This is a genomic window from Pararhizobium capsulatum DSM 1112 (assembly GCF_030814475.1).
GTDB classification, from domain to species: Bacteria; Pseudomonadota; Alphaproteobacteria; order Rhizobiales; family Rhizobiaceae; genus Pararhizobium; species Pararhizobium capsulatum.
In genome coordinates, this window is record NZ_JAUSVF010000001.1 from 1,715,710 (window position 1) to 1,731,153 (window position 15,444).

Consider the following 15,444-nt stretch of genomic DNA (forward strand, 5'->3'; position numbering starts at 1 on the left):
TTAACGTACACGTCAAAATAACGAGGAGATTTACCATGAACGAACTGATCCACCGCGTGGCTGACAACGTGGGCATCGACCCCGCCACCGCCGAAAAGGCGATCGGCATGATGCTCGGCTTCCTGCAGCGCGAAGCGACCGATGGCCCGGTTGCCCGCATGATCGAATCCATCCCCGGCGCAACCGAACTGGTCGCCAAGTATAACGGCGAAGGTTCGGGCGGTGGCGGTGGCCTCCTCGGCGGCCTGTTGAATGCGGTTGGCGCCGGCGGCGGTGTCATGGCGCTTGGCCAGCAGTTGATGAGCCAGGGCCTCGGCATGGGCGAAATCACCGCGCTCGCCAAGGAAACTATCGGCTACGCCAAGGAAAAGGCCGGTGAAGAAACCGTCGACGAAGTCGTCAACTCGGTTCCGGGCCTCAGCCAGTTCGTTTGAGCCTTTATGTGGCAGGGCAGTGTTACCCGCCTCCCATAGCAGAGTGGGACACCGAAAGATGCCGCTTGCTCTCTCTTCTCCCCAGCGGGGAGAAGGTGGCCCGAAGGGCCGGATGAGGGGGAGGGCTGGCTCTGAATATCAGGCAAAGCCCTCCTGATCGCATCGCATGCGCTCGGCACTTCTCCCCGCTGGGGAGAAGAGGAAAAGTCACGACAGCGCAGCCGTCAGCCATTCAGCAAAATCTCGCGCGGCAGGGGAAAGCCCGGAGAAACTGCGCGCCACCATCCAGTAAGCGCCATAGGGCAAAGTGATGGCGAAGGGCTGGATGAGACGCCCGGCGACAATTTCGTCCTGAGCGAAAAGCGTATCGATAAGCGCCACGCCCTGACCGCGCAACACAGCCTGAAGCACCATGCCGCTATCGGCATAGACCAGTCCGCGCTCCGGCTTTGCGGATGTGCCGGCCTTCAGGAACCATTGGTGCCATAGGTCGCGGTTTTCCTCGTGCAGGAAGTCGTAGTCCAGGAGGTCGATAGGGGCTTGCAGGGGGCGTCTCTGGGCCAGAAGCACAGGCGAAATCACGGGCGTCAACGCCACGTCGCACAGATAGCGGCTTTCCACCCGCGACCAGGAGGTTGCAGTTACGCTGTGGCGGATGGCGAGCGAGGCTTCGTGTTGGCGGAATTCTATGAGGCGGGTATCGGCATCGAGGCTGATGTCGATGGCCGGATTTTCCTTCTGGAACGCCGGCAGGTTCGGCACCAGCCAGCAGGCTGCAAAGGAAGGCTCGGCGCTGATGGCAACAGTGGCGGATGTTCCATCGTCCCGCAGGCCATCAAGGCAATCGCCGATCATGTCGAAGCTGCCGGTCAGGACGGACAGCAGCGTTTCGCCCGCAGGTGTCAGGTCAACGCCGCGATGACGGCGCGTGAAGAGCGGCTTGCCGATCAGCGCTTCCAGTTCGCGCACCTGCCGGCTGACGGCGGCCTGCGAGATGAACAATTCGCCCGCAGCCAGGGTGAAGCTCTTCAGGCGGCCTGCGACCTCGAAGCTTCGCAGGGCTGTGAGGGGGAGACGTCCGCGCTTCATCCACAACCTCAAGTCATTCGAGGAGGACGATAAGCTCGTTTGAGCGATGCCGGCAAGCGGAATCTAATGATCTCATTAAAGGCAGTCGAAGGAGACATCGCCGTGTTGAATGAGATCATCGAGACACTCGTCGAAGCTTTGAGGCTCTCCACGTTCCAGCCGCCGCGTGAACGGGCGCATCGTGAGGAATGCCCTCAAGCACGCCTTGAAAAGGCGAAAAGCCCGGTGAAGGCCAGCAATGCGAAACCGACGCTGAGCGGGCCTGCCGCCGGGCCGCCGGCCGCCATGATGCTGCCCGTAAGGCCCGAGCCCGCGCCGCTTCCGACAGCATAGGACAGCGAATAGGCAGCACTTCCCGCCACCAGCATGCCGCCGCGATAGGTTTCACCGAGCATGGTCAGTGCGCAGGTGTAGAGCGAAAAGGCAGCGCCACCCATGACAGCGTAATCGATCAGGATCAGCGCCGGATGCTCGATGAAGGGGATGGCGAGGAAGCCTAGCGCCGCAACCAGAGACGCGGCCATCGCGACAGCGTGACGCGGCAACCGGTCAAGTGCAAGGCCGATGAACGGCTGCGCAATTGCGGTCGGCAGGGCGAGAACCGTGACGCTCAGGGCCGCAAAGGCTTCCGAGTGCCCGGTCTTGACGAAATAGACAGGCATGGCGGAAATCGCCGCGATATCGGCAAAGCCGAAGGCGAAGACCATCAGCACCAGCAGCGGCGCCACCTTGAAGAAGCGGAAGAGATCGCGTGTCGAGGACGGTTCCGGCACCGTGCGGGTCGAAAACATCAGCATCGCGGTCGCGAAGGCGACGATCGCCAGATAGACCGCTGATATGGCGAAGCCGAAGCTGCTTTCGCTGCCAAGCAGCGGGATCGCCAGCGGTCCGGCGGCAAAACCGGCGCACATGCCGGCGCCATAGATGCCGGAGACCCGGCCGCGCAGCCGGTCCGGGCAGGCGGCATTCAGCCAGGCTTCGCCGATCATGAAGATCATGCTGGCGAAATAGCCGAGCAGGAAGCGGGCGATGAACCATGTTGCCAGCGACGAGGTCGCGGCAAAGGCCGCAAGGCAGAGCGAGCAGCCGACAAGGCTCGCAATGATCAGCCGATCAGCACGGACCCGCGCCGTCAGCGCGCCGAGCGACAGGGTTGCAGCACCAAGCCCGATGGCAAAGCCCACGGCATTGAGGCCGATCATCGTCGTGGAAACGCCGCGCGCCTCCAGCGTCAGCGAAATCAGCGGATAGGTCAGCCCCTGCGCCACGGAAAAGGCGGTAACGCCAAGGATCACGGCGGCAATGGCCGACCAGTCCGGCATGGCGGTATCGTGATGACTTGCCGGCGTGGGCTGCATGGGACGGGTCTCGCTGAAAGTTTTCGGTCTCTTACAGGAGAATTGGCGATGGCGATATGGGCGGGACAAAGGTGTTTTCGGAAGGTGCGGCGATCTTGACCGTCTGCTCTTTCCGTGACGGGCGGCCCTTGGGAGCCGCCCGTCGAAAACGACAAGCTCTACGCGTGAAGCGATCTTTCAGATACCCTTCCCACGCGTTAGTTTTTTGTTTTTGCGCATGTCGTTATCGCAAAACCGCTGCACACTTTTGCGCGACAAGCTCTATTGTCCGTGTTTCCTCATGGCCTCGGCAATCTGCGCCTTGACGGCACTCAGCCCGAAGCTCGCCCCACTCTGCAGGGGTGGGAAGTCGATGGTGGATTTCGCCAATTCCTCCACCCGCTGCTGAACGAGAACGAAGCGCCAGAATTCGAACTTATACCATTCGAAATATTCGAGGGATCCGGTGTTGCCCTTGTAGAATGCTGTCCGTTCGAACGGGTCCAGGCGGAGATTGACGATGGTTGGCGCCCCCAGTGTCACGGTGTCCCCGAGCCAGCCGCCGGGCTGTTCCTTGAAGGTGTACTTGTAGTCCTCGACGCGGGCAGCGCCGAGAGTACTTTCAGCGAAATACCATATTTCATGGCGGTTCGACGGGCCTGACCCGGTGATCATGCTGGTCTGGTCATAGCCGTCGAGGTACACCTTGTACTTCTGTCCGTTCATTTCCTTGCCGGCCTTCAGTTCCACGGCAATATTGGGATTGCCGGCCGCCGCCGTAAATGTCGGGAACCAGTCGAGGCCGGAAATCAAGCCGTTGCCGACCGTGCCGGCCGGGACATGTCCGGGCCAGCGGATCATCGCCGGTACGCGGAAACCGCCCTCAAAGGTCGTGCCCTTGCCGCCATAAAACGGCGTCTGCCCGCCATCCGGCCAGGTAAAGTTTTCGGTTCCGTTGTCGGTGGTGAATACGACGATGGTGTTGTCGTCCACGCCCATATCCTTGAGCTTTTGCATGGTGGCGCCGACGATGTCGTCAAGTTGCGCCATGCCGGCCTCGTGAATGGTCCATCCATTCTCCGAGTTACGCATATTTTCATACTTGTCCGAGAGATGCGTTACGATGTGCATGCGGGTCGGGTTGAGCCACAGAAAGAATGGCTTTCCGTCTGCCTTGGCCTTGTCGATGAACTTGAAGGACAGGGACTGGATTTCATCGTCAACGGTCTTCATGCGCTCCGGATAGAGCGTGCCTGCATCCTCGATCCGTTGTTTGCCCACCTTGCCCCAGCGCGGCATCACGGTGGGGTCATCCACCTCCGTTGCCCAGGAATGAACCATGTTGCGCGGTCCCACGACGTTCAACTGGTCTTGCGGATAACCGGGATGAGAGGGGTCTTCCATCGCGTCGAGATGGTAGAGATAGCCAAAGAACTCATCGAAGCCGTGAACGGTCGGCAGGAACTCGTTGAGGTCGCCCAGGTGGTTCTTGCCGAACTGTCCCGTGGCATAGCCCATGGACTTGAGTACGGTGGCGAGCGTGGGCGCCGCTGCGGGCAGGCCGATCGGCGACCCCGCCTGACCCACTGTAGTCATGCCCGTGCGGACCGGAAGTTCGCCGGTAATGAAGTTCGCCCGGCCAGCGGTGCAACTCGCCTCGGCATAGTAGTCCGTGAAGAGCATGCCGTCGGCCGCAAGCTTGTCGAGATTTGGCGTGCGGCCCGCCATCATACCGCGGTTGTAGGCCCCGATATTCCAGATGCCGACATCGTCGCCCATGATGACAACGATGTTTGGCTTCGGCGCCTGGTCCTGAGCGATTGCCGGCACGCTCAACGTGACAGCAAATGCCGAAGCCAGCAGCCCGAAACAGAGATTTTTTGTATAGCTCATGATTTACTCCTCCTCCGAAGTATGTCGCGCTCGTTAAGGCACCGTTCTGGACGGTGCCGAATGCGTGTAAATGCGGTAGGCCGAAAGTTGTCTGCAGCTATGTGTTGCACGCCCGAGGGGGGCGATATGCGCCGGCTGGCGCAGATGGGATCAGCATTGCAAAAAATGCCTGCGATAGATGAGCTCGATCCCCGACCGGAGTATCGCACAACTTAAGCTCAGCGCCTAGTTTGAGATTCGCGGCATATATGTGACATTGGTCGGCGGGAGGCCAAGGCCCTCTTCTGGCGCAAGGCAAGTGCGATCATATGTGTTGAGAAGACACGTCCTTGCACGTCGCTCTGAGAAGCGCCACAACGTCAGCTCGCGACGATCCCCACGCGAACACCCTCGCCGATCCCCGAAGACGACACGGTCCTGTTCCGCCCGCCCGCCTTTGCCTCCAGCAGGGCCGCGTCGGCGCGGGTGAGCAGCGTCAGGACCGGGCCACCCTGCGGCGCTTCGGCAACGCCGATGGAGACGGAGACCGTGCCGAGGATGCGGCCGCGGTGGCTGAGCGGGGTCGTGCCAATGCGCTCGCGCAGGTGCTCGGCAAATTCCGTCGCCGCCGCCTCGCTGAGCCCCGGCAGGAGAACGGTGAACTCCTCGCCGCCGAAGCGATAGACCGCGCCCCTCGTATCCACGGCATCCACCATGATCTGCGCGACATATTGCATGACGACATCGCCGGCGTCGTGGCCGAACGTGTCGTTGAAGCGCTTGAAGTGATCGATGTCGATCATCAGGCAGGCGAGGGCCGTATCCTCCCGGCCATGTCGGTTCAGCGCCTCGTCAAGGCAACGGCGGTTGAGAAGGCCGGTCAATGCGTCGCGCAGGGCAAGGTTGGTCAGCCGCTCGCGAAGCTTGAGGTTGGCAAGTGCAAGGCCGATGTTTTCGGCGATTAGCTCCAGATAGAGCCGTGATCCTTCGATCGTGGGCGCGTCGCCTTCGCGTTCCTCGAAATAGAGCAGACCAACGGTATCGCCCTGTGCCGTGAGCGGCACGCAGAGCCTGGCGGTCTCGCTCTCGTCCAGATGCTGGCAAACGACGTCGCTGTGGCCGCGATTGCTGATATGCGGCCGGCCGCGGCGCAGCGCCCAGCAGGCACTGGATTCGAACGATAGCGTCGAGTGGTGAGGATCAAGCCATGTGCCGACCAGCGCCAGCGACGTGTGGCTCTCATTGAGCACGTAGAGATGGCCAGCGAGATTTGGGAAGATCTGCGGGGCAAAGCGCGCCACGACTTCTGCAAGCTCCGACTGCGCCTGGCAGGCCTGCAATCGGTGCATCATCTGCAGGATGAAGTCCTTCGTCTGCTGGTCGAGACGGCGCTCGGCATCCAGCCGGTCGCGCTCGATCCCGTTGGCACGGAAGATCTGGATCGCCTCGTTCATCTCGCCGATCTCGTCACGGCGCGGATCGAGTGGCACTTCCACGGCATAATCCTGCTTCGCCAAACGCGTGACGATGCCGGTCATGCGGGTGAGCGGCGTTGCGACCCGGCGTTTCAGCACGAAATAGAGCACGCCGAGGAAGAGGGCGGCGGTGATCCCGAGCATGGTCTTGGCGGCAATGCCCCACCAGTCGCTGCGCGATTTCGCAGCCTCGAGTTGAGCACTGGTGCGGGCGCTGGCCAGTTCGCGAAAACGGGTCACGGTTTCCAGAAGCGCCGTTTGCTGGCGTTCATGATCGGGGCCGAACAAGGCCGATTGCGCCGTCTGCCGGTCGCCACCCTGATAGGCAGCGATGGCCGCAAGCTCGATTTTGTCCAGAGCGTCCGCGTGGGCCTCGACCTCCTCAAGAGCGGTGGCTTCCGCAGGCGAAGGGTCCAGTGCCCTGATATCGCTTATGGCCGCTTCGTGGCGACGCTCTTCGTTTTCCCGGCCGCGAAAAGCCTGCAGATGGCGCTCTTCCCCGCGGATGACAAAGAGGCGCGCCTCGTCGGTGCGTTCCTCGGCGCCAAGCGCCAGTTCCTCACCAAGATCGTCAAAAGCCAGATGTTCCTCGACGGCACGGCGCTCCTGCTCCGCGCTTCGGGCAGAGAGGATGAAGGCGCCGCCGGAAAGAACGGTCAAAAGCACCGTGATCCCGTAGGCCCAGTTGGTGATCGTGCTTATTCGCATTCTTTGAGTATAACCTTATAGGTTTATTTTATTTTAATGCAGTCAGGGGTTGATAACGGCTTCTCGTTACCTTAGCGCCCGCCATTCACAAGCGCGAGCACCAGTTGATGAACGCTGCCGCCCTGGGTCAGCTCGACACGATCGAAGTCGCGGTTCTTCTGCTGACGGGCATTCGAGATAGGTCCGAGTATCTTGGTCATCTCGGTCCTGATCTTCCGGCAACCCGGATCGTTTTCCACGGTGAGGCCAACCGTCTGTCGTTCGATCTCATGCACCATGTCGACGATCATCTGGCCATGGATCTTTTCATGGGCTGCCACACCGTCCGCAAAGCTTTCCCAGAGTGTACGGGTCATGCCGATCAGTTTCTTCGAAGCTTTGGGCAAGTTGTAGGTGATTATCAGTTTCGGGCGCGCGGAGGCGAGCACACAGGCATCGCCGCGCTGCTGGTAGTCACGAGTCCAGGTCAGCTTGAAGTCCGTATAGGCGATGGTGCGCATGCCATCGCCGATCTGCGGGCCGCGTTCGCCGATGGAGGTGTAGAGCTCAGGTCCCGTCGTGCCGCTGACGGCGTAATAGACCTTCTTTTCGACCGGCTGCCAGCCGCTGGCCATGACCGGCGTGTTGGCGAGGAGGGACAGAATAAGGCCCAGTCCGAAGCTTGTCTGCACGCGTTTCCCCGTCACCGATGCGATGGACGGAGCCTACTGCATAATTTTCGGGATCGGAATCTGTTTCAGGAATTATGCAGCCGTTTTAATGCGATATACGGTGCAGGTCCCTGCCGTGCCGATGACGGCGCGGCAGAGCCAGCTTTTCAATACCCTGTTCAGGCCGCCTTGTCCCACACGGGCGCGAGGCCCTGCGGGTTGACGATGCGACCATCTGGGCGGGCAAGGGCGTGGATCGCCTTCATCTCATCCACGGTGAGGTGGAAGTCGAAGATATCGAAGTTTTCCTTCAGCCGGCTCGCCGTCGAGGTCTTGGAGAGGGTGACGACGCCATGCTGCTGGATCAGCCAGCGCAGCACCACCTGCGCGGCGCTCTTGCCGTGATGGCTGCCGATATCGTTCAACACCGGATCCTTCGGCACCTTGCCGTCCGCCATCGCGTAATAGGCGGTGATCGACATGCCCAGGCGCTCGGCATCCTCCAGCACCTTCAACTGGTCGAGATAGGGATGATATTCGACCTGATTGGTGGCAAGCGGCGCTTTGGAAAGCCGGGCGGCTTCATCCATCTGGTGGGTGTTGAAGTTGCTGACGCCGATGTTGCGGACCTTGCCCGCGTCGCGCACCGCATTCAGCCCTTCCAGCCGTTCGGCCATCGGCACGGGGCTACCCGGCCAGTGCAGAAGAAGCATGTCGACGTAGTCGGTCTTCAGCTTGCGCAGGCTTTCATCGACGGAGGCCGCAAAGCTGCCACGGGCATATTTGTCGACCCAGACCTTGGTCGTCAGGAAGATATCGGAGCGCGGCACGCCCGATTGCTGGATGGCGGTGCCCACTTCGGCTTCGTTGCCATAAATCTGGGCGGTATCGACATGGCGGAAGCCGAGCTGCAGCGCCTTCGGCACGATGTCGAGGACTTCCGGCCCCGGCATGCGGAAGGTGCCGAAACCGAGTGCCGGTATTTCCGCGCCATTGGTTTTGACGATGGGTTGCATGGGGTTCTCCTTTGGTAAGGCTGCCCGGCCTTGTCGCCGGGTTGGGTTTTGGGGGATTAGATGTGGCAGCAACGGGTGAGGTCAAGCCGGCTGGCAGATGGCTTGCGGCCGCCGGTCGAGCGAGTTGCTGAGAAGCGTCAGCAGCAGCGCGCCGGCCACGAGAATTCCGCCGACCCACGGGGTTGCCTGAAGCCCGAGCGGGGAGGCGACCACGAGACCACCGATCCAGGCGCCGGCTGCGATACCGAGGTTGAAGGCGGCGATGTTCAGCGCCGAGGCGACATCGACGGCACCCGGACGATGCTGCTTGGCAAGCTGCACGACATAGAGCTGCAGGCCGGGCACATTGGCGAAGGACAGGAAGCCGAGGGCGGCGAGGGTAATTAGTGCCGGGATCGCCGAAATCGCGGTGAACGAGAACAGCACCAGCACGACAGCCTGCGCGGCAAACAGCCAGGCGAGCGCCTTCACCGGATTGCGGTCGGCAAGGCGTCCGCCAAGAATATTGCCGGCGGCGATCGCCAGCCCGTAAAGCACCAGTACGAGGCTGACGGACGAGGCGGCAAAGCCGGTGACCTCCTGCAGCATGGGAGCGAGGAAGGTGAAGGTGACGAAAGTGCCGCCGTAACCCAGCGCCGTCATGGCAAAGACGATGAGCAGCCGGCCGCTGCCGAGCACACGGACCTGATCGAGCAGGCTGGCAGGGGCGGCTTTCGAGAGCGTCGAGGGAAGCAGCGCGGCAATGCCGGCAAAGGCGATGACGCCGAGGCCCGCAACCGCAAAGAACGTGGCGCGCCAGCCAAACGTCTGGCCGATGAAGGTGCCAAGCGGAACGCCGGTGACGATGGCGACCGTAAGGCCCATGAACATCATGGCGATGGCCGATGCGCGGCGATTTTCCGGCACGAGATCGGCGGCGATGGTCGAGCCGACGGAGAAGAACACGCCATGGGCAAAGGCCGAGAGCACGCGGGCGATGAGCAGCAGTTCGTAGCTCGGCGAGAAGGCCGCCATGGTATTGCCGGCGATGAACAGCGCCATCAGCCCAAGCAGCAGCGGCTTGCGCTCGATCCGGCCGGTCAGTGCGGTGAGGATCGGCGCGCCAAAGGTGACGCCCAGCGCATAGATGGAAACAATGAGGCCAGCGAGCGGCAGGGTGATGTGCAGGTCGGTGGCCACGGTCGGCAGGAGGCCGACGATGACGAATTCGGTGGTACCGATCGCATAGGCCGCGATCGTGAGCGCAAAGAGAGCAAGGGGCATGAAAACACCTTTCGCCCGGTCAAGGTGGGCGGGTTGAGGGAAGGTCTATGCCGTGGAATATGGGGGAATATGACTTGCGCGATAATCCATAGGAATGGATAAATGCTTTTGAATTGATTTCACAGAAGGCTGATGGCATGGACAACAGGGCAGGCGAGATGGAAGTGTTTGCACTCGCGGCGGAGCTGAAAAGCTTCTCGGCCGCCGGGCGCAGGCTGAAGCTTTCCCCCTCCGCCGTCAGCAAGCTGGTGACCCGCATTGAGGATCGCCTCGGCACCCGCCTTCTGGTGCGCACCACACGCTCGCTGCAGCTGACCCCGGAAGGCGAAATCTACCTCGCCCGGGCGCGCAGCATCCTCGCCGACATCGCCGAAACGGAACTGGTCGTCTCCTCCGGCGGGCAGGCGGCACCGCGCGGGCTGCTGCGCGTCAATGCACTGATGGGATTTGGCGAACGCTACATCCTGCCGATCGCCAGCGAGTTCCTGGCGCTTTACCCCCATGTCCAGCTCGACCTGTCACTGACGGATGGCGTGATCGATCTTGTCGAAGAGCGCACGGATATCGCCATCCGCTCCGGGGCCTTGCGGGATTCGAGCCTCAAGGCACGCAAGCTGCTGGAAACCCGGCGGGTACTCGTCGCCACGCCCGGCTATCTGGACGTGCATGGCACGCCCCGCACTCCGGACGACCTCGATCATCACAATTGCCTCGATTTCAACTTCCGCCGCGCCCGCGATGGCTGGCCCTTCATCGAGCCGTCAAGCGGCTCCGAAAGCGGCCCAGAAAGCAGTAATGTCGTCTTCCGGCCGATCAACGGCAACATGCTGGTCAATTCCGGCGTAATGATGCGCCAGATCTGCCTCGCCGGCATCGGCATCGGCCGCATCGGCTATTTCCATGTCCAGCGGGATATCGAAGAGGGACGATTGGTGATGCTGCTGGAAGATCACCGGCCAAAGGATGAGGAGGTCATCCAGGCGGTCTTTGCCGGCCACGATCATCTCGCTGCCCGCATCCGCGCGTTCATCGATTTCCTCGTAGAGAGAATTGATCCTGCAGCAGACGGGCAAAAGTAGATCACACCGGCGAGGTCCCTATCCGGCGTGCCTTTCGGCTTGACGCTGGCGGTTGCAGCGGCCATCTAAAAGGATCGATGGCCTTTTTCTGACAGAAATGATCCGAGACTTTTGCCATGCCTGAAAAGCGTACCATGTCGCTGACATCAGACCTCGTGGCCCTCTGCTATCGCGAGGAGCCGAATATGGGGCTTGACAGTCGTTTCACGCCGCTGACAGATGATGACTACCGCGTTCTCGCCGAGAAACTTGAAGCCGAGTCCGATCACGGTCCGCTCTGGGTTTTTGCCTATGGCTCATTGATCTGGAAGCCGGAGTTCGACTCGGTCGAGATGAAACCCGCAACCGCCTTCGGCTGGCATCGTGCCTTCACGCTCGAAATCAACAGCTGGCGCGGCTCGCGCGAACAGCCGGGCCTGATGATGGCCCTCGCCAGGGGTGGGCGTTGCGATGGCGTCATCTACCGCCTGCCGGATGGCAACCGGCTGGAGCAGATCGAACGCATGCTGCGCCGCGAGGTCAGCGAGACGGAGGGCGTTCAGGCGGTTCGCTGGCTGCCGGTGCGCACCGTCGATGGCCCGCAGATGGCGCTCGGTTTCTGGGTGGGAGAGACACCGCGCAGCATTTCCCATCGCCACCCGCCATCGGAGGTAGCCCATATCCTGGCGCGCGCCTGCGGCCACATCGGCTCAGGCGCCGAATATCTCTACAACACCGTCTCGCATCTCGAAGAATTCGGCATACGCGACCGCAACCTCTGGCGCCTGCAGGCCCTGGTCGCCGACGAAATCCGCAGGCTGCACCGGCTGGAAGAGGGGGCGAAGCGGCCGGGGGCAGGGCATCACCGCTGAGGACAGAGGCCTCCGCGAGTGCCGCTGCTTACCCCTTCACCGCCACGATAAAAATCCGCGGAAAGCGCAACAGCACCCGCCCATCGGCCAGCGGCGGGTAGGCCGCCCGGATGCGCTCCAGATAGGCTGCCTGATAATCTGCTCGCAGATCGTCCGGCAGCGCGTCGAGATAGGGCCTGAGCCCGGTGCCCTTCACCCATTCAACGATTGCTTCGGCATTGGCGAGCCGGTGATAGTAGATCGTGTGCCAGACATCGACCCTGCCGCTCAGCGGCGACAGGCGGTCAATATAGACGGCGGGCGAGGGAAGTGCGCTCCGGTCGCGGGGGTTCCTGGCGAAGTGTGCGGCAAACGGCGCTTCGGCGGCAACCTCGCGCATCGCCACATGGCTGGGCTCCACGAGATTGTCCGGCATCTGTACCGCAAGCGCGCCGCCCGGCACCAACGCACCCATCAGTCGCGCGAGAATATCCAGATGTTCCGGCAACCATTGGAACACGGCATTGGCATAAAACAGCGCGGCCGGCGCGGGTGGTTGCCACTGGGCAAGATCGCCCTTCTCGAAGGTGAGTTGCGGAAGGCGTTTGGCAGCGGCGGCCAGCATGTCGTCGTCGCTGTCGATCCCGATCGTCAACCGATCGGACAAGCGCTCATTGATCAGTTCCGTGGAATTGCCCGGTCCACAACCGAGGTCGTAGAGCGCGCCGCTCGGCAGGCCCGGCACCTGGGCGAGCAGATCGCGGGCGGGCCGCGTGCGCTCGTCCTCGAATTTCACATATTGTGCCGCCGACCATGCCATGCGGTTACCCTTCCTGATGCTGTTGCAGGCTTTCGAGCGACGGCAGGATCAGCGCCGGCCCGAGATCCGGATATTCATCCGGCATGTTGGCACGGTTGATCCAGACCGTGCGGAAGCCGAATTTCGTGGCCCCGGCAATGTCCCAGCGGTTGGACGACTGGAAGGACACGGCTTTCGGGTAGAGCCGGTAGCGGGTGGTGACCATGTCATAGACCGCAGGCGCCGTCTTGAAGGCGCCGACCGCCTCTACCGAGAAGATATCGTCGATGACGAGATCGAGCCCCGCCTTGCCGACGGCCGATTTCAGCATTGCCTCGGTGCCGTTGGAGAGGATCGCGATCCGCGCACCCTGCGCCTTCAGGCCCTTCAGCACGGCCGGCACTTCCGGGTAGCAATCGAGATGCCAATAGGCGTCGAGGAGCGCTGGCTTCAACGCCGGGTCGGCCGAGGGAAAGCGCTGGAAGGTGTAATCGAGCGCCTGCTCCGTCAGCACCCAGAAATCCTTGTGAGCGCCCATCAGCGTCCTGATCCAGGAATATTCCAGCTGCTTTGCCCGCCACATCTCGGAAAACGCCTGACCCTCCGGCCCAATCGCATCCGCATGCCGGCGCACGGCCGCATGCACGTCGAACAGCGTGCCATAGGCATCAAAGACATAGGCGGCGAACGCCATGGGAACCCCCGGTTGGAAATTTCTTTCGGTCGGGATCAGCGCAATCCCTCAGAGAAGGTTGGTTACGATAGCGGCGTTGGCAAGGCATTGCCAGAAGCAGAGGCAGATTGTGCCGCTTCACCCCTTAACGGGCTTCCAGACCTTCGCCGGAAACCGCAACGCCTGTTTCGCCAGCTTGCCCTTCAGCCCCAGCACCGTGTCGCACAAGCCCACGACATGCCGGTTCGGCTTGGCTTCCGGCCGCAGCGCATGCAACGTGGCCGCAGCCTCATCCGGCTCCATGTAGCGACCGAGAATGCCAAGCGTCAGCGCCGTCGAGCGGCCGATGCCGCGCAGGCAGTGTATGAGCAGTTGCGCGTCCTCCGGCAGGCCGTCGATGAAGGCGAAGGTGGCTTCGATATGGGCAAGCTTGGCCGCATCCGGCTCGTCCGGGTCCATGGCATCGCCGAACTGGAGCTGCAGATGGCGCTCTTCCGGCAGGTCGATCATCGAAAGCAGCTTGGTGCCGGTGGCGCGGATCGAGATCAGATGGCTCGGTGCCCAGTTGGCACGGTTATGCCGTGCCTCGGTCTGCGACGCCACGATGATGCGCAGCGGCCAGCCGTTCGGATGCACCGCATTCTTGGCAAGGATCGGCGCATAAAGCGTCTCTGTCTGTTGTTGCGCCCCAAGTGCCATGGCTTGTCCTCACTGATTCCACCGAGGGCAAATTATCAGCGGCGTGCGGGATCGGGGAGGGGGAAAATTGTGAGACCTATCGCCGGTACATAGTTGGAATTTGTCAAGTGATCCAACTGACTGCGTGCTTGGCCGCGTCCCATGCAGCTTCCCGCGACCCGAAGCTTTTGCCGGAATAGTATTGGGTAGCCGTCCATCGGCCCTGATCCTCAACGTCCCGCCGGAACTCTTCAAAACCGAACGTGCCGTCAGGACGCGCGAAGAGATCGACGCAACGCTCATGATAATCGTCTTCAATGCTCTTCAGGACAGTCCAGCTTGGATCAATCCGCATCGACATCTACGGTCGAGCCTCCCATATTTTCTGCAAGTATATTTGAGCCGAGGTCGCATTGCCACGGGCGCTTCAATCCCCACTATTCTTCCACGCGTGAAGCCGGCCTTTACCCTTCGCGAAAACCCATGCCACTCAAAACCGCGTAATCACACTGATCCCCAAATCCGTTGCCGTATCCATCGTCGTCAGCACCGGAATGGCCTCTTCCAGCGTCACATGCCGACCGATCAGTTTTTGCGGGTTGAGCTTGCCGGTGGCGATCATGGCCAGCATCGCTTCGTAGCGCCAGGCCTGCATGCCGTGGCTGCCGTAGATTTCGAGTTCGTGGCCGATCACCTGCGCCATCGGGATTTGCGGTGCTGCATGCTCGCCGAGCATCAGGCCGACCTGCACATGCCGCCCGCGCCGGCGCAGGTTCTTGATCGAGTTGAAGCAGGTGACGGGCGAGCCGAGCGCGTCGATCGAGACATGGGCGCCGCCGCCGGTCAGCTCCCGCACGGCCTCCGCCACATCACCGGTCGTCGTCGCATCGATGGTGGCAACTGCACCGATCTCGCGGGCGAAGGAAAGCTTGGTTTCGGTAATGTCGACGGCGACCACATTGGCCCCGAGTGCGGTGGCGATCATGATTGCCGAGAGGCCCACCCCGCCACAGCCATGCACGGCCACCCATTCGCCGCCCTTGACGCGGCCCTGGTCGGCAATGGCGCGAAACGAGGTGGCGAAGCGGCAGCCGAGGCTGGCCGCGGTGGCGTAGTCGATGGTTTCCGGCAGGATCACGAGGTTCTGGTCGGCATAGTCGATCGCCACATATTCGGCAAACGAGCCCCAATGGGTAAAGCCGGGCTGGAACTGGTTGGGGCAGACCTGCGCATTGCCGGAATGGCATTCGCCGCAGCGCCCGCAACCGGAAACGAAGGGCACGGTCACCCGGTCGCCGACCTTGTAGCGCATCACGCCCTTGCCGGTCGCGGTAATGACGCCGGCAAGCTCGTGTCCGGGCACATGCGGCAGGTTGATATCAGGATCATGACCCATCCAGCCATGCCAGTCGCTGCGGCAGACGCCGGTCGCTTCCACCTTGATGACCACGCCATCGGCGCTCGGCGTCGGGTCCGGCAGGATGCGGATATCGGGCGTCTCGCCGAAGGTCTCGTAGTACATGGCTTTCATCGGGGAAGCT

General features: G+C 62.0%; 15 protein-coding genes. 3 read left to right on the forward strand and 12 right to left on the reverse strand.

Annotated features, from left to right (window positions below):
* Positions 1-35 precede the first annotated feature (35 nt).
* On the forward strand, positions 36-434 hold the full coding sequence (locus QO002_RS08190; RefSeq protein WP_307228495.1) for a DUF2780 domain-containing protein: 399 nt from the start codon (positions 36-38) through the stop codon (positions 432-434).
* 207 nt (positions 435-641) lie between these two features.
* On the opposite strand, the gene QO002_RS08195 is transcribed toward QO002_RS08190, so the two are convergent.
* The 7 genes from QO002_RS08195 to QO002_RS08225 all read right to left on the reverse strand — a co-directional run bounded on the left by QO002_RS08195 (position 642) and on the right by QO002_RS08225 (position 9,844).
* Complete coding sequence (locus QO002_RS08195) at positions 642-1,523, reverse strand: LysR substrate-binding domain-containing protein (RefSeq protein ID WP_307228497.1); 882 nt, start codon at positions 1,521-1,523, stop codon at positions 642-644.
* Positions 1,524-1,717: 194 nt separating this feature from the next.
* Entirely contained in the window at positions 1,718-2,881 is a 1,164-nt protein-coding gene (locus QO002_RS08200; RefSeq protein WP_307228499.1) for an MFS transporter, read from the reverse strand.
* A gap of 261 nt (positions 2,882-3,142) precedes the next feature.
* Entirely contained in the window at positions 3,143-4,753 is a 1,611-nt protein-coding gene (locus tag QO002_RS08205; protein WP_307228501.1) for an arylsulfatase, read from the reverse strand.
* A 359-nt stretch (positions 4,754-5,112) separates the two neighbouring features.
* Positions 5,113-6,915, reverse strand: a complete 1,803-nt coding sequence (locus QO002_RS08210) for a diguanylate cyclase (RefSeq protein ID WP_307228503.1) — start codon at positions 6,913-6,915, stop codon at positions 5,113-5,115.
* Positions 6,916-6,986: 71 nt separating this feature from the next.
* On the reverse strand, positions 6,987-7,586 hold the full coding sequence (locus tag QO002_RS08215) for a DUF922 domain-containing Zn-dependent protease (RefSeq protein ID WP_370878464.1): 600 nt from the start codon (positions 7,584-7,586) through the stop codon (positions 6,987-6,989).
* A gap of 158 nt (positions 7,587-7,744) precedes the next feature.
* Positions 7,745-8,581 carry an aldo/keto reductase gene (locus QO002_RS08220; RefSeq protein WP_307228505.1) on the reverse strand — a complete coding sequence of 279 codons (837 nt, stop codon included), beginning with the start codon at positions 8,579-8,581 and terminating at the stop codon, positions 7,745-7,747.
* Between the two features lie 81 nt (positions 8,582-8,662).
* Positions 8,663-9,844 carry an MFS transporter gene (locus QO002_RS08225; protein ID WP_307228507.1) on the reverse strand — a complete coding sequence of 394 codons (1,182 nt, stop codon included), beginning with the start codon at positions 9,842-9,844 and terminating at the stop codon, positions 8,663-8,665.
* Positions 9,845-9,981: 137 nt separating this feature from the next.
* On the opposite strand from QO002_RS08225, the gene QO002_RS08230 reads away from it, so the two are divergent.
* Both QO002_RS08230 and QO002_RS08235 read left to right on the forward strand, forming a co-directional pair.
* Positions 9,982-10,923, forward strand: coding sequence for a LysR family transcriptional regulator (locus QO002_RS08230; RefSeq protein WP_307228509.1), 942 nt, complete (start codon positions 9,982-9,984; stop codon positions 10,921-10,923).
* Between the two features lie 116 nt (positions 10,924-11,039).
* Positions 11,040-11,774: a gamma-glutamylcyclotransferase gene (locus QO002_RS08235; protein WP_307228511.1), complete on the forward strand. Its 735-nt coding sequence runs from the start codon at positions 11,040-11,042 to the stop codon at positions 11,772-11,774.
* Between the two features lie 28 nt (positions 11,775-11,802).
* On the opposite strand, the gene tam is transcribed toward QO002_RS08235, so the two are convergent.
* The 5 genes from tam to QO002_RS08260 all read right to left on the reverse strand — a co-directional run bounded on the left by tam (position 11,803) and on the right by QO002_RS08260 (position 15,434).
* Positions 11,803-12,573 carry a trans-aconitate 2-methyltransferase gene (gene tam, locus QO002_RS08240; protein ID WP_307228515.1) on the reverse strand — a complete coding sequence of 257 codons (771 nt, stop codon included), beginning with the start codon at positions 12,571-12,573 and terminating at the stop codon, positions 11,803-11,805.
* A 4-nt stretch (positions 12,574-12,577) separates the two neighbouring features.
* Entirely contained in the window at positions 12,578-13,246 is a 669-nt protein-coding gene (locus tag QO002_RS08245) for a haloacid dehalogenase type II (protein ID WP_307228517.1), read from the reverse strand.
* 117 nt (positions 13,247-13,363) lie between these two features.
* A complete protein-coding gene (locus QO002_RS08250; RefSeq protein WP_307228519.1) occupies positions 13,364-13,924 on the reverse strand; it encodes a phosphatase in 561 nt (186 codons plus the stop codon).
* 103 nt (positions 13,925-14,027) lie between these two features.
* Positions 14,028-14,264, reverse strand: a complete 237-nt coding sequence (locus QO002_RS08255; protein ID WP_307228521.1) for a hypothetical protein — start codon at positions 14,262-14,264, stop codon at positions 14,028-14,030.
* A gap of 129 nt (positions 14,265-14,393) precedes the next feature.
* A complete protein-coding gene (locus QO002_RS08260) occupies positions 14,394-15,434 on the reverse strand; it encodes a zinc-dependent alcohol dehydrogenase family protein (protein WP_307228524.1) in 1,041 nt (346 codons plus the stop codon).
* Between the last annotated feature and the right edge of the window lie 10 nt (positions 15,435-15,444).